The organism is Paenibacillus massiliensis subsp. panacisoli DSM 21345 (assembly GCF_000426545.1).
GTDB lineage: Bacteria > Bacillota > Bacilli > Paenibacillales > Paenibacillaceae > Paenibacillus > Paenibacillus panacisoli.
In genome coordinates, this window is record NZ_AUFO01000029.1 from 1 (window position 1) to 14,689 (window position 14,689).

General features: G+C 46.4%; 14 protein-coding genes and 1 rRNA gene. 4 read left to right on the forward strand and 11 right to left on the reverse strand.

Features of this window, described 5'->3' with window-relative positions:
• The 3 genes from K331_RS0119165 to K331_RS0119175 form a co-directional block, all read right to left on the reverse strand.
• Window positions 1–171: ribosomal RNA gene (locus K331_RS0119165) — 16S ribosomal RNA — on the reverse strand; the annotation flags it as partial.
• A gap of 360 nt (window positions 172–531) precedes the next feature.
• Window positions 532–756 (reverse strand): hypothetical protein, encoded by a 225-nt coding sequence (locus tag K331_RS0119170; protein WP_018888315.1) that lies wholly within the window; start codon window positions 754–756, stop codon window positions 532–534.
• Window positions 757–1,115: 359 nt separating this feature from the next.
• Window positions 1,116–1,730, reverse strand: coding sequence for a stage II sporulation protein M (locus K331_RS0119175; RefSeq protein WP_028591578.1), 615 nt, complete (start codon window positions 1,728–1,730; stop codon window positions 1,116–1,118).
• Between the two features lie 101 nt (window positions 1,731–1,831).
• Here K331_RS0119175 and pdaB point away from each other — a divergent pair, with 101 nt between their 5' ends.
• Complete coding sequence (gene pdaB / locus K331_RS0119180; protein WP_025679953.1) at window positions 1,832–2,620, forward strand: polysaccharide deacetylase family sporulation protein PdaB; 789 nt, start codon at window positions 1,832–1,834, stop codon at window positions 2,618–2,620.
• Between the two features lie 176 nt (window positions 2,621–2,796).
• Window positions 2,797–3,525, forward strand: a complete 729-nt coding sequence (gene gerD, locus K331_RS0119185; protein WP_028591579.1) for a spore germination lipoprotein GerD — start codon at window positions 2,797–2,799, stop codon at window positions 3,523–3,525.
• A 78-nt stretch (window positions 3,526–3,603) separates the two neighbouring features.
• On the opposite strand, the gene K331_RS0119190 is transcribed toward gerD, so the two are convergent.
• From K331_RS0119190 to K331_RS0119205, 4 genes are all read right to left on the reverse strand, one after another.
• Window positions 3,604–4,707, reverse strand: coding sequence for a P-loop NTPase (locus tag K331_RS0119190; RefSeq protein WP_036635359.1), 1,104 nt, complete (start codon window positions 4,705–4,707; stop codon window positions 3,604–3,606).
• Between the two features lie 73 nt (window positions 4,708–4,780).
• Complete coding sequence (cwlD, locus tag K331_RS0119195; RefSeq protein WP_028591581.1) at window positions 4,781–5,542, reverse strand: N-acetylmuramoyl-L-alanine amidase CwlD; 762 nt, start codon at window positions 5,540–5,542, stop codon at window positions 4,781–4,783.
• Between the two features lie 227 nt (window positions 5,543–5,769).
• A complete protein-coding gene (sat, locus tag K331_RS0119200; protein WP_028591582.1) occupies window positions 5,770–6,939 on the reverse strand; it encodes a sulfate adenylyltransferase in 1,170 nt (389 codons plus the stop codon).
• Window positions 6,940–7,056: 117 nt separating this feature from the next.
• Window positions 7,057–7,749 carry a phosphoadenylyl-sulfate reductase gene (locus K331_RS0119205; protein WP_028591583.1) on the reverse strand — a complete coding sequence of 231 codons (693 nt, stop codon included), beginning with the start codon at window positions 7,747–7,749 and terminating at the stop codon, window positions 7,057–7,059.
• Window positions 7,750–8,020: 271 nt separating this feature from the next.
• Between K331_RS0119205 and K331_RS0119210 the strand changes: the two genes are divergently transcribed.
• Window positions 8,021–9,736 carry an NAD-dependent malic enzyme gene (locus K331_RS0119210; RefSeq protein ID WP_028591584.1) on the forward strand — a complete coding sequence of 572 codons (1,716 nt, stop codon included), beginning with the start codon at window positions 8,021–8,023 and terminating at the stop codon, window positions 9,734–9,736.
• A 253-nt stretch (window positions 9,737–9,989) separates the two neighbouring features.
• Here K331_RS0119210 and K331_RS32770 read toward each other — a convergent pair whose 3' ends face one another.
• On the reverse strand, window positions 9,990–10,292 hold the full coding sequence (locus tag K331_RS32770; RefSeq protein ID WP_226383641.1) for a hypothetical protein: 303 nt from the start codon (window positions 10,290–10,292) through the stop codon (window positions 9,990–9,992).
• Window positions 10,293–10,521: 229 nt separating this feature from the next.
• On the opposite strand from K331_RS32770, the gene K331_RS0119220 reads away from it, so the two are divergent.
• Window positions 10,522–12,480 carry a copper amine oxidase N-terminal domain-containing protein gene (locus tag K331_RS0119220; RefSeq protein WP_028591585.1) on the forward strand — a complete coding sequence of 653 codons (1,959 nt, stop codon included), beginning with the start codon at window positions 10,522–10,524 and terminating at the stop codon, window positions 12,478–12,480.
• Between the two features lie 296 nt (window positions 12,481–12,776).
• Here K331_RS0119220 and rpsI read toward each other — a convergent pair whose 3' ends face one another.
• The 3 genes from rpsI to truA all read right to left on the reverse strand — a co-directional run bounded on the left by rpsI (window position 12,777) and on the right by truA (window position 14,605).
• Window positions 12,777–13,169: a 30S ribosomal protein S9 gene (rpsI, locus tag K331_RS0119225; RefSeq protein ID WP_018888251.1), complete on the reverse strand. Its 393-nt coding sequence runs from the start codon at window positions 13,167–13,169 to the stop codon at window positions 12,777–12,779.
• 19 nt (window positions 13,170–13,188) lie between these two features.
• Window positions 13,189–13,626 carry a 50S ribosomal protein L13 gene (gene rplM, locus K331_RS0119230; RefSeq protein ID WP_028591586.1) on the reverse strand — a complete coding sequence of 146 codons (438 nt, stop codon included), beginning with the start codon at window positions 13,624–13,626 and terminating at the stop codon, window positions 13,189–13,191.
• A 202-nt stretch (window positions 13,627–13,828) separates the two neighbouring features.
• Window positions 13,829–14,605 (reverse strand): tRNA pseudouridine(38-40) synthase TruA, encoded by a 777-nt coding sequence (gene truA, locus K331_RS0119235; protein WP_028591587.1) that lies wholly within the window; start codon window positions 14,603–14,605, stop codon window positions 13,829–13,831.
• Between the last annotated feature and the right edge of the window lie 84 nt (window positions 14,606–14,689).

Below are 14,689 nucleotides of genomic sequence, written 5' to 3' on the forward strand. Positions count from 1 at the left end.
AGCTACCGTTTCCGGTAGTTATCCCAGTCCAGAGGGCAGGTTGCCTACGTGTTACTCACCCGTCCGCCGCTAACCTCAGAAGAAGCAAGCTTCTTCATCCGTCCGCTCGACTTGCATGTATTAGGCACGCCGCCAGCGTTCGTCCTGAGCCAGGATCAAACTCTCCAATAAAGTTATTGAAAAGAGCGATAGCTCATTTTGAATCTGACGAGATTTAATATCTCATTAGTTTGCTCCAGTTTTCATACAGTCAAAGACATGTACCAAAAACCTTCGCGTTGGATTTTGCTTCACAAAATCCGCTCACTCGTTGTTCAGTTTTCAAAGATCAACTTCATTCATTTGTTTCTTTTCTTGCGTTACCACCGCATCTCAGCGGCGACTTTTATAATATATCACACTCAATTTCATTTGACAAGACTTTTTTTCGCGTTTTATTTAATCAACGTTTTTTCTTAAGTCCTGCTCTTCGAAACGAGCGAAATTTAATTTATCACGTTAAGACTTATAAAGTCAATACATATTTGAATTTCATGAATAAGGGAGCTTCATTTTGCGAGCATACTTGGACAATTGCTTGGGTGGCGCAAAACGCGCATACATACGAAATACTGTTTTATACCGCAGAGCAATGGCATTGCGAATATCCTGATCAAGCCTTTTGTCCCCCATCTCCATCAGCATTTCGTCTAACTCACGTCGGAGTACATAATCCAGTTCCTTGCACTCTTTTTCATTGAAAAGCATACCCATCATCAGAACCAGACCCCTTAGCAAATAGTAGTATTAAGGCAAGACTCATCCCACACACGCCCCAAGCCATAACCAAGGAGTAATCCACCTGTCTCAGACTAGCGCCTTCAACAGATGAATTGAGTAGAGCAAGCTACCGCATGTATGGAATGCCTATGTTAACTCGTTGTTGCATGCACTAGTTCATTCTGTATCGTTGTCCCATGCTTTATACATTCATTAAACAAATCTAGCGAAGTTGAGACTCAGAACATGAAGGTTATTCATATCCTTTGATAGACTTGTCCAGGCAGCTCAAAGAAGATCAGCAGTAACCCAATCCCGGGAATCTGCCTTGCCTTTGGCCAATCCTGTCACTCAACTTATCCCCCTAGCAGGCTGTAAGTTACTGTACTCTCAATGACTGCTGCTATGAACAGCAGAACGACCACCCACAAGGACATATTCCCTGTCTCACGCATAAATGTGGGCCAGTCCCTTCTCGTACTTCGCTCCCCGCTGATCGCCCCTGTAATGGACGACCATACCATCCCCCCGAATCTCAGGCCATACGCACAGGCAATGACGAGTACCGGTAGTTCGATGATGCCATGTGGCAATAAGCCTTTGACGATAAGGTCATATAAGCTGACTGTTCCGCTGGCTGCCACCATATGTACAAGAAAACCGATAACCATTCCGTTAATCGTAATAAACAGTAATGGAAAGATTCCAAATGCCGCCCCAAGAAAAATAACCAGTACGCATTTAATTGCATTATTCAAAAATATAAAGACAAAGAAGCTGAGCTGTGCATTATCCGATTGCTGCAGTCCTTGCGCCACCTCTCCTAGCTGATCCAGTTGATTCACTAGTAAGGACTGTATAGCCCCCGTGCTGAACCAGCCTGCAGCCATACTCAGACCAAAAATAATTGTAGTAATCCAAATCAAGGCGCTCATCGAGTGCAAGATACTTAGAAATTTTTTCAACCCCATTGTCTGTCCTCCTATATTCTGGTGAAGTCATATTTTACTTGTTGCTGAAATAGGGATAAATAAACAAGCTGAACAAGCATTGCGGGAAAGGGGAAACGATCATGAATTCGTTTTTTTATGTAATTAGCGGCAAGACCATTAAACGAAGTCTTATAGCAATAGCTGCAGCAATATTTGCGCTAGGCATTATTTATGTGGAGACCAGTGACATCAGTGTCTTCTCTGAAGAGGCACCCTCAGCTGTGTATAGCGTACCAAGCGACAAAAAGGTTATTGCACTGACCTTCGACATTAGTTGGGGTGAGAAGCGAGCAGCACCTATTCTGCAGGTACTGAAGGACAAGAATGTGCAAAAGGCGACATTCTTCCTCTCCTCCCCCTGGGGCAAGACCCATCCCGAGCTTGTAAATGAAATCAAGGACAGTGGCTTCGAAATCGGCAGCCATGGTCATAAGCACGAGAACTACACTAGCCTGAGTGACGAGGACATCCGCAAACAAATCACTACTGCTCATACTATGTTAACCGAATTAACAGGGAAAGAACCTAAATTAATTCGCATGCCTAATGGAGATTTTGACAAACGCGTGCTGCAAATCACATCCGATCTTGGCTATACCGCCATTCAATGGGATACTGACTCATTGGATTGGAAGAATCCAGGGACCCAGGCCATTATTGATCGGGTTGTAAGTAAAGCTCATCCGGGCGATATTGTCCTCCTGCATGCGAGTGATTCTGTGACCCAGACGCATGAAGCATTGCCAGTAATTATAGATAAGCTTCGTGAGCAGGGCTATGAGTTCGTCTCTGTATCCGAGCTGCTGCAGCAAGGCACAGCCCAAGGCAAGGAAGTTCGTGACCAGGCCGCAACTTATACGAATCCCTAAATGATTCTGTAATTAGCATCAGAACAACATATAAGCAAAAAGCATCAAGCAACGGCATCAAGCAAAAACAGATGGATCTATATTGGAGCTAACAAATGTTGGCTCTTATTTGTGTTGATTATAATTCGGCCTTGTTCGTCGCATACTACCCACAGTAAAGACAAGGAGGCTACAGCATGAAAAGGCCGGATTATCGTTGGTTCAGCTTAATGCTTGTACTCGGCATCATCCTGAGCGGTTGCGGATCTGATCAAAATTATTCCTCTCCTCCTCAGAGCAGCTATAAGGAAACGAAGTCCATGGTCATTGACATTCTTAAAAGTGACGATGGTAAAAAAGCCGTAGAAGAGGCCCTTACTGGCCAATCCAGCTCTGAAAGTTCCTCTGGTGGTGGCAGTGAAAACGAAGAAGGCGGCGAAGGCAAAGAGAAATCCTCCGGTGGCGGCATGAGTATGAAGATGCTTTTGCCCTCAAGAACGAATGAGGACATTCGTATGGCTGTAAAGGATACGCTCACGTCTCCTGCTTACCAGAAGGAATTCGAGAAGATCATGACAGATCCGAAATTCGCTGGCGAATTTGCCAAGGTCATCACCGCTCAGAATAAAAAGCTACACATGGAGCTTATCAAGGACCCAGCTTATCAGAAGTCCATGGAAGACATGTTCAAGTCACCAGAGGTCTCACAGATGCTCTTGGAGATGACTAAATCACCGGAATATCGTAAGCAGACCATGTCCATTATGCAGGAGGCAATGCAAAATCCATTGTTCCGCTTGGAAGTACTGAGCCTGCTCAAGACAGCTGTCAAAGAAGAACTCGAACCGAAGGAAGAAAAAAAGGGCGAATCCAAGTCCGGCGAAGAAGAAAAAGGTCAAGGTCAACAAGGCGGCGCTTCTCAGTAAACAAACAGCTACATTTCCAAAAAAAGCTGGCCTCGGCCAGCTTTTTCACATTAATATTTCCGTAGTATGTCCACCAACCTACGAATTCACCTTACGTGCCAAAAGTCCGCGTACCATCTCATCGTATATTTCTCCCTGAACGGTATCAGGCTTGTACACCGACGGGGAAAAATCAGGCTCTGAAGGATGATTATCCGGGGCACCCAATGGAATCTGTGCCAGAAGTGGTGCATGCACAGTGTCTGCAAGCATAGCCCCGCCCCCCTTACCAAACACATAGTCCTTTTCCCCATTGGATGCGATGTAATAAGACATATTCTCGACTACACCAAGAATCTCGTGCGATGTCTGAATAGCCATGGCTCCGGCCCTTGCTGCTACAAAGGCTGCTGTTGCATGAGGTGTGGTGACGATAATCTCTTTGCTGTGTGGAATCATCTGGTGTACATCTAGTGCTACATCTCCTGTTCCCGGTGGCAAATCAAGCAGTAGATAGTCTAGCTCGCCCCAGGCCACATCGCTAAAGAACTGTCTCAGCATTCTGCCCAGCATAGGCCCACGCCATACTACCGGATTATTCTCACGTACGAAGAATCCCATAGACATGACCTTGACACCAAAGCGCTCGACAGGATGAATAACACCATCTACAACCTCAGGATACGTCTCGATCCCCATCATGTCTGGCACGCTAAATCCATAAATGTCCGCATCTATAACACCAACACGCTTACCTGCGCGAGCAAGAGCAACCGCAAGGTTAACCGTTACGGTAGACTTGCCGACACCACCTTTTCCACTGGCAATCGCGATAAATTCCACCCCTGATGCCTCATCCAGCAGCTCATGTCCTTCCATCCCCGCAGCGTGTCCCTTCGTTAGAACAGGGTCTTCTGCTGGGTCAGCTACTGTGGATTCGCCAATTGTAGAACGCTCATGCTCCGAGGCCTCGCGGAACCGAACATGGATATGAAGGTTCTCCGTTTCGTTCAAACGCCCTTGAATCTCCTGAAGAAGGCCTTCTTTCTCTTCCTCTGTCGCATCCATCAGCACCACGGTCAGTGAAATTCGATCTTCTCTTACGACAATATCACGTACAAAATCCAGGCTTGTTAAGCTCTTGCCAGTTCGGGGTTCAACTATTGGCTCCAGCTTCTGCAGAATCTCTTCTTTAGATTGCATCATGAAAGCACCTCTGCTTCATAGAATGGTATGTATGTCGTACTGAGCTTCCATTATACCATTATCTCCTAGCCTATGACGAAGGATTCAGCTTTTCGCCAGACATGTAGCGGAGAATGCCTTTATAGAGAGCAGCTGACACCTTGCGCTGATAGGCTTCATCTGCCAGCAGTCTTGCTTCGGCAGGATTGGACAAGAAGCCGATTTCCACCAGTGCCGAGGGCACCTGCAGCTTCTGTAGCAAATACACCGTATTCACAGTCTTGGCCACCCGGTCCGTATTCTCCATGCTGCGTCTGATCTCATCCTGAATCAATTCAGCAACTGTCGCATTATCTGCATGATTAGGGTAGTAAAAGGTCTGAGCACCACTCCAACGACTGGAAGGCATACTATTCATGTGAATGCTGACGAACAAATCCGGACTCTGTTCCTCGATCATTCGGACTCGCTGCTTGAGATCCTCCGTCTTGCGTCTGGCATAGCCCCGTGTATCGGGGGAAGCCAGATCATGATCCCGTTCCCGTGTCAGGATTACCATAGCTCCCGCCTGCTGTAAATAATCACGTAGATAGAGAGCAATGGCGAGATTAAGATCCTTTTCGATGACCCCCCCCTTACTTACTGCACCACCATCTGGCCCGCCATGACCAGCATCCAGTACAATGACTTTTCCCGATAGTGGCAATCCCCATGAATTCCAGGTTCGCGATACAGGATTCTCATATAGCACAAGGGTGACCAGGAGTACCCCTAGCCCTAATAAGACCCCTATCCTCTTGACCGTGCTATAACGTATCCACATCATGGTGGTGCGATGACGATGCTTAGACATACAAGAAACCTCCTATCGGCGTACTTTCCAGGAAGATAGACCGGGTTCAAGGAAGGTTTTTCTTGTGATTGTAGAATGGCTCAGCCCCGCTGAGAATTCACACATTCTAGAATCGTCAAAAAAACGCCTCCGTTCCCATACAGACTCTTATAATCTATATGGGACAAGGCGCTCAATTAGAACTTTTCAGGATTGATTGAAGGTTATCAGAAATGGTTAACGATCCATTAGGAATGAACCTGCTCGGACATCCCCTCAATCAGTATTTGTGCGACTTCAGGTCGCGTGAACTCCGGCGGAGGGCATTTCCCTTCACGTAGTAATCCCCTCACCTTGGTACCCGATAACGTGAGATGGGATTCCTTGCCATGTGGACAAGTCTTGCTGGACGCCATGTTGCCGCAAGTCGTGCAGAAGAAGCTATGCTCAAAAAACAGCGGAGTTATTCCAAGCTCCTCAGCGGTAAAGTTACGGAATATCTCCTGAGCCTCATAGGTACCATAATAATCACCCACCCCAGCATGGTCACGACCAACAATGAAATGCGTGCAGCCATAATTTTTGCGGACCATTGCATGAAATATAGCTTCTCTTGGCCCCGCATAACGCATCGCAGCTGGAAATACCCCCAGAAATGTACGATCCGAAGGATAATAATGTTCCAGTAGCGTCAGATAGCTCTTCATGCGAACATCTGCCGGAACATCATCAGACTTCGTCTCACCAACAAGTGGATTCAGGAACAACGCATCGACAATCTCCATGGCGCTCTTCTGGATATACTCATGAGCTCTGTGGACCGGATTACGCGTCTGAAATCCTACGACTGTCTTCCATCCCTGCTTGGCAAAATGTTCGCGTGTCTGAGCCGGATCGAAATAGAACTCGGCGAATCGCTTCGGCTGAGGACGATTTAATACCTGAATATGACCGCCTACATTCACAGGTGGACGCTCCAGCAGCTTCTGCACACCAGGATGCGCAGGGTCATCCGTCTTGAATACTTTGACCGCCTCTTCTCCACGATCCGGGCGATACAGACTTGTAATCTCAATAACACCATAGACTACGGCATCCTCTGCTCCGATCAGAGCTGCCTTCTCCCCAACAGTAAGACGACTAGCTGTGTCCTCATCTACTGATAATGTAATCGGGATACTCCAGACGGTGCCATCATGCAGACGCATGGTCGACACAACGGACAAATAGTCTCTCTCATCCATAAACCCTGTCAATGGGGAAAAGGCCCCAACCCCAATGAGATCCAAATCCGAGATTGCCCACGTATTGATACGAATGTTCTCCAAGCCAGAAGCGATCTGTAAAAGAGAAGTACGTTCCTCTCCTTCCACGATACGATTGATCAAGGTGCCGCCGTGCGGTGCTAAGCCAGACATTTTCTCACTCCTTACGATAGTGGTTACTATAAGATAAATGAATGCCTTTCTTGCTAGGTGATAAAATGATGCGTCTATTCGTATTCCGGCTAATGAGCTGTATTGATTTATAAGAGCTTATTTATGAAGTCCGCATTCTGTCTTATCATTACCAGACCAACGACCTGCACGCGGGTCTTCTCCTGCAGCCACCTGTCTGGTGCAATATTCACAACCAATGCTTGGATAATTGCGGTCATGCAGCGGATTATAGATAATTCCGTTGTCTCTGATGTACTGCCATACATCCTCTGAAGTCCAGTGAGCAATCGGGTTGAATTTTACAAGTCCGAATTTTTGATCATATTCGATTTTTTTGGCATTGGCACGTGTAGGCGCCTGATCTCTGCGAATCCCCGTAATCCAGGCCTCATACTGCGATAGGATTCTAGTAAGTGGCTCTACCTTGCGAATGTTGCAGCATGCGTTGGGGTCTGACTTCCACAGCTCTTCACCATGCTGCTGCGCCTGCTCCTCCGGTGTGATCTGCGGCGCTACCTTTACAAAGTCAATGTTGTAATGGTCTGCCAGTCGATCACGCGTATCATAGGTCTCCTGAAAATGAAAATCGGTATCCAGATAGAAAATGTCTGTGGATGGGCTTATCTTCTGAAGCATATCAACCAATACAACATCCTCTGCCCCAAAGCTGCAAGCAAATGTAATGTTCGGGAAGGTCTCCACAGCATACCGAATAATATCCTCTGGTGATGCATGCTCCAGCTCCACGGCTTTCACTTCAATCAAGCGTTCCTTTTCCAATAGGTTCATGATTCACATAGCTCCTTCATTCATTTTAGGCTGCTACACAATACCTACTAATCAAATATGAATTATTAAGTTAAGTATAATTCTTTTTGGTAAAAAGTCAACGCGTTTGCAGCAGTTTGCCCCACGAGTTGGATTGCCTTTTCTTTTATCATAAAGTCAAAGAAATTTAATTGGACCCACACGTCCCCTGCCCGTAAGATAAGAGAGGCGTGTATTCTGCGCAGCTTAGCAAAAAAATGTAATGAAAAATGAGAAAGAAGGTATTTAGGAAATGGAAGCATTTTATATTCGAGAAGACGGGTCTTTATGTACTTCACTAAAAGGAAAGGATGTACTGGCGAATCCGCTCCTCAACAAAGGGGTGGCTTTTACCTACGAGGAGCGCCAAAGGCTGGGATTGAACGGCATTTTACCCCCAACCGTATTAACGCTGGAGGAACAGGTGGAGAGAGCCTATGAGCAATTCCTCGCCCAGCCAACCATGCTTCGCCGCAATGCATCCCTTAATGACCTGTACAATCGAAATGTAGTGCTTTACTATAGACTGCTCTCGGATCATTTGAGTGAAATGCTGCCTATAGTCTATACCCCGACCGTAGGCCAGGCTATACAGGAATACAGTCATGAATATCATCGCCCAGGTGGTATATATCTCTCCATTGATGATCCAGAAGGTATTCAGCAGGCCTTTGCCAATACCGGCCTCACGCAGGAGGATGTAGACCTTATTGTCGTTACGGACTCGGAGAGTATTCTAGGCATTGGCGACTGGGGAGTGGGCGGCATCAATATTGCGATTGGAAAGCTCGCTGTATACACAGCTGCAGCCGGCATTAATCCGGCTCGAGTACTACCAGTTGTATTGGATGTGGGTACTAATAACGAAAAGCTACTGGCAGATCCCTTATACATAGGCAATCGTCATTACCGCATTCGTGGAGAGCAATATGAAGAGTTCATTGATCTGTTTGTCCAACATGCTCTAAGACAATTTCCTAAAGCTCTGCTGCATTGGGAGGATCTTGGTAATGTAAATGCACGCAACATTATTAACCGCTATGGCGAACAGATCCTGACCTTCAATGATGACATTCAAGGTACTGGAGCTGTAACGCTGGCCGCAATTATTTCCGCCCTGAAGATAAACGGTAGCTCACTGCGCGATCAACGTGTGGTCGTATTTGGTCCGGGGGCAGCGGGAATTGGGAATGCTGATCAAATCCGTGATGCCATGGTACGAGATGGACTTACAAAAGAAGAAGCCTCCGCACGATTCTGGGCCATCGACTATCGCGGTCTTTTAACAGAAGGTATGGAGGACATCCTGGAATTCCAACAGCCTTATGTACGTCAAGCAGAAGAGACAATGCACTGGCAGCGGGACTTGAATGGTGCAATCAGCTTACTTGAGGTAATCCGTCAGGTGAAGCCGACGATCCTGATCGGAACAAGTGGCGTAAGCGGAGCCTTCACAGAAGAAATTATCAAGGAGATGGCCTGTCACGTGGAACGTCCCGTCATTATGCCGATGTCCAACCCTACTACTCTTGCTGAAGCCATGCCTGAGGATCTCATCCGCTGGACTAATGGTAAGGCACTTGTAGCGACAGGTAGTCCCTTTGAGCCCGTATCCTTCGAGGGAATTACATACGAAATTGGACAGTCCAATAACGCCTTTGTCTTTCCAGGTCTAGGCTTGGGCGCAATTGCAGTTCGAGCATCCATGATTACACCTAACATGTTCACAGCAGCTGCAGATGCCGTAGCCAAGAGCACTCGTCTAGACCGTCCGGGTGCGTCTCTACTGCCTAGTATTGAGGAGCTTAAGAAGGTATCCTTCCAGGTTGCCATAGCAGTAGCTCAGGCGGCTATCGAGGATCATGTAGCTCGGGAGCAACCGGAGGATCTTGCTACAGCTATCCGAAGTCTCGTATGGGAGCCACAATATAGACCTATTCACGCGTCCGAGCCTATGATGAGCTACTAAATGAAAATACAACAACAGTACTGATATCTATCTATAAGTACACCAGCATCCACTTGTTGCCCATGATATTGATGGAATCCCCATAGCAACGACACAACACCAATAAGCAACAGATTGTCCCTCGGGAAGATCTGTTGCTTATTGGTGTATTAGCTTGTTTGGCATATTGGCATTCTGAGAGACCGCTCTACTTGCATGGTGACAATTTGATAAAGTTGCATGCGTCCGATTTTCATACTTGAGCATAATCCAGTCAATGGGTTTCTGTGTCAGAAGGCGGAGCATTCGACGCTGAATCAGGGGATGGGTGTCCTTCCTGCTGAATCTGATGGTCTTCCTTTCTCATATACTGCGATTCAACATGCTTGCCATCTATATATGCCTCAGCGAGAATATAAGCAATAACTGCACCCGCTGCTGTTATAATACCCGTCACCCGAATCGCAATACTCTCCGAATAGCCTAGAGCCGACAGAATGGAAGTAATCAACCCAGCTAGCAGTGCCCAGAACTTACGGCTGGATAGCTTTCTCCGCCAATTCGTCCCTCGCTGCATGATCTCACCCCCTTTTTCATATGTCGATCTGCACGCATTGCCCTTCTTAGAGAGAGCTCTCCCCATCGCTCTCTCTGTCTCCTTCATCTTATGCTTGACTGTTAGCTCTGGCTTGGTCTGACACAATGCTCCATCCATTGAAGGAAAAATAAGGGCGCCTCCAGAATAATAAAAAGACCTTGGATTCAGGTCAAAAGAATCAGATGTATTCACATAAAGGGGAGCACTTATGAAGAAGATTGTAACAACGGCTTTGGCAGCAACACTTTTAGTAGCGACATATTTACCTACGGCTAGCTATTCAGCGGTGGTAGCTCAATCTGCTGTGAATGATTCATGGAAGAGCGCCAAAATATCAGATGTCATTGATCGCAACAATTATTTACTTGAGGATGGTTCATTGTGGACTACCAGTGTCGATGGACCTGCATTAGAACACTTGGACCTTATCGGCATCACTGCGGGGAAGGGCTCCAGTCATTATGGTTGGACCACGGACGGGCACTCGGTGTCCTGGAACACCGCAACCGGTCAAGCCAGTGTACCCACTCAATCGGCGAACATTAAGGAGATCTCGGGAGAAGGATTTGCCGTTAAAAAAGATGGGACGGTGCTCGTAGGTGGCCGAATTGTGAATGGACTATCAAACATTGTAGATGGCGACAAACGTGAAGAACAATTCACAGCAATTACTGATGCCGGCGATGTATGGTACTCGTCTGGTTATACTGGCTCCAAGCCTAGAATTGTCGGTCATGTAGATCATGCTGTTGATATCCAGATGAGCAGCGCCTATGCAGCTGTACTACAGACGAATGGGCGCGTCGTTATGCTTGATCTTTTGACAGATGAGGCTCCGATTGAAGTGGGACAGGGCATCAGCTATATCATTTGGAAGAAAGGTACTCATACCCTCTTCACCATTCATCAAGACGGCTCCGTATGGAGCTACGACCGTATGCAGCGTTATAAGCCTACCCAACTGAGTGGAATTACGAATGCAGTAAAGCTCGTCGATTCCAAAAATGAGCTCTTTGTACAGCTAAGGGATGGTTCCTGGATTGGATATCAAAATGGAGTGTCTACCCCACTATCTATTCCTGTTCTAAGCAGTGTGTCCTTAATGAGTAGCGAGGGAAATGCAGCTGTCGGTGATACTATCTATCTACAGGTCAAGGAGACGTACTCGAATGGGTACCAGCTCGTCCGAGACCCCAATGCAGGAGAAATTACGGTTGATCAGACTGAGGTAGCTTCGCTCCAGGATCCAGGTACATTGAAGGTACGTGGCATAGGCACTTCAACTGTGAATCTTAGCACTGGCGGCTTTAGCTCCTCTGTAGCACTATCTGTGACTACTGTTCAACCACTGACTGGCGCAGCAATGCTAGAAGGCAAAGCATATCTGCCTCTACAACCTGTATTCAAGACACTAGGAGGCACCATTGCGGTTGAGGGACAGAAGTTCACTGTGCGACTAGGTAAGGATGTCATTGTACTTCGTAAGGGCAGTACTACAGCTTCACTTAACGGACAGACCATCACACTTAAAGGGGCAATACAGACTGCTAATGGGCAGACAGTGTTCCCTGCAAGCCTCCTTGCGGATCTAAAGAAAGGTACAGCTCAATGGGACAATAAGCTTCAGCAGGCGATACTAGACATCGCAGGCTCCAAGTTAATTGTAGAGTCCTCTGCCACCGGGAAGATCAAGAAGTCCATCGCGCTCGGAAATCTGGTGAATCTTATTGGCAAAAGCTACTGGGTGAACAATTATTACAATGCCGGAGAACGATTCGAAAAGGTGACCATTCAGGATATTGAGGTGAGCTCAGACGCTATGGGAGTGAAATCCTTCAGTGTTGTATTCAGAACACCTAATGGCCAAGTGTATAGAACACCAGCTGATATTGGAGCTTCACGTATACCAGACATGCTGTCTGATTCAGATCAATTCCTGACCTACAATCCTTATGAGAAATATAACTGGTCTACCTCCATCTGGAACAGTATCAAGCGTAACGAGGTAAGCTTTGGAATGAATACTACACAAGCTGAATTCGCCTGGGGAAGACCCACAGTCAAAAGCAAGGAATCTGGTGTGGAGATATGGGTCTATGGAGATCGATCCTTTTACTTCAAAGCAGTGATCTTTGAGGGCGGAAAGATTACGGAGATTTTACTCTAAATATAAATTCGCTTTAGCTCGATCGTACGCAATGTAGCTTTACTTATAAGCCAACCAACTGGTTGGCTTTTATTTGTTGAAGAGAATGACGTACCTTGCAAATACATACCTTCTTTGTTCAAGAGATAGTTCATCAGATCGAATCCAATTATCACAATCGGAAGCAGCTCAAAAGCAAAAACTTCACCGAGTAAATTATTCACTATGTCAGCTATGTTCTATATAAACAGCTCTTAAAATAAAAACAGCTCCTGGCCATAAAGCCAAGAGCTGCATATTCTTGATAACAAGAAATATTAACGTTTGGAGAACTGAGGTGCGCGACGAGCGGCTTTGAGACCGTATTTTTTACGTTCTTTCATCCGTGGGTCACGAGTCAGGAATCCTGCTTTTTTCAGAGCGGGACGGAATTCTGGATCTGCTTTGAGCAGTGCACGGGAGATCCCGTGACGGATTGCTCCAGCTTGACCAGAGATACCACCACCATGTGCGATAACTACAACATCGTAGTTACCATTTGTTTCAGTCAGGTTCAGTGGTTGTCTTACGATCATTTTCAGTGTTTCTACACCGAAATAATCATTGATATCACGTTTGTTAATGACAATGCGTCCTTCACCCGGTACAAGACGAACACGAGCTACCGAATGTTTACGACGACCTGTCCCATAGTATTGTACTTGTGCCATGAAACTGTCCTCCTTTTAATTATCCGCGAAGTTCGTAAACTTCAGGTTTTTGTGCTGCATGTGGATGCTCAGTGCCTTTGTAAGCTTTCAATCTCAGCTTCATTTTTTCGCCCATACGAGTCTTAGGAAGCATACCATGAACAGCCAATTCCAGCATACGCTCTGGTTTGTTTTTAATCATGTCTTGAGCGACAGTCACTTTTAGACCACCTGGGTGCAGCGAGTGACGGTAGTATTTTTTGTTCTCCATTTTCTTACCCGTCAGTACAATCTTCTCCGCATTGATAACGACAACGAAATCACCGCCGTCAACGTGTGGAGTGAATTGTGGCTTGTGCTTACCGCGGATCAATGCAGCAGCTTCACTAGCCAGACGACCAAGAGTTTTGCCTTCAGCATCAATGATATGCCAATTGCGCTCAACTTCACTTGGCTTAGCCATATACGTAGTACGCATGAAAATGTTCCTCCCTCAGATCATTACAATCATTAATATTCATTTATCTTCGTTCATTAAGTTATTGCATTTGTGATGGATATTTACTCATTAGGTGTACATCTTAATTGGGGCTGTGGGAAAGCCATTAAGAAAACACAACTTATATACTACACGATATATTGCAATTCCGCAAGCAAATTATCATGTATTTTTAAGTGTTTTATGTGTTTTCTTCATAATCCACTTTCCACAGCATCAGGGCATGAGCCACGGCAGTCGGACCAGCCGCACTTCGGCTCTTGGCAGCCAAAATATGCGGGATATCCTCAGGTCGTTTCTTTCCTTCACCAATCTCCAACAACGTTCCCATCATGATCCGGACCATATGCTGCAAGAAGCCATTGCCGGTAAAATACGTATAAATAATTCCTTGATCATCCGAGCCAGGTCTAGAAAAGGAATAATCCACCGTCATATGGGCATCATACACGGTCCGTACATGATTCGTCTTCTGCGAATGCCGGGAAGCGAACGATGTATAATCATACGTTCCGATGAGGAGCTGAAGCCCCTGCTTCATAGCTTCAATATCCAGACGAGTTGGATGATGCATCTGCGTCCTGCGATGAAAAATATCCGGGAAGCGATTGGCATTCACGGTATAGCGGTACGTCTTACGCTTGGCCATATGACGTGCGTGGAATTCCAGCGGCACTTCTGTGGCCTCCGTAAGAATGATGTCTTCCGGCAACCACGCATTCAGCGCCAGACACCAGCGGTGTAACGGGATACGTGATTCCGTAAGGAAGTTGAAGACTTGCCCATACGCATGCACGCCCGCGTCCGTACGCCCTGAAGCAGTTATCTTGAGCCTTTCTCCTGTTAAGGAAAAGATAGCATCTTCAATATAATCCTGAATCGTATTACCGCCAGGCTGTGTCTGAAAACCGTAATAGCTCGTTCCATCATAGTTCACTTTCATGCAAATATTCCGCATGTCTGAAATCGCACCTTCTTATGGATGATGTATGTGCATCGGATCGCTGTTGCAGCAAGCAGATTTGTGTGCGTCAACATAGGC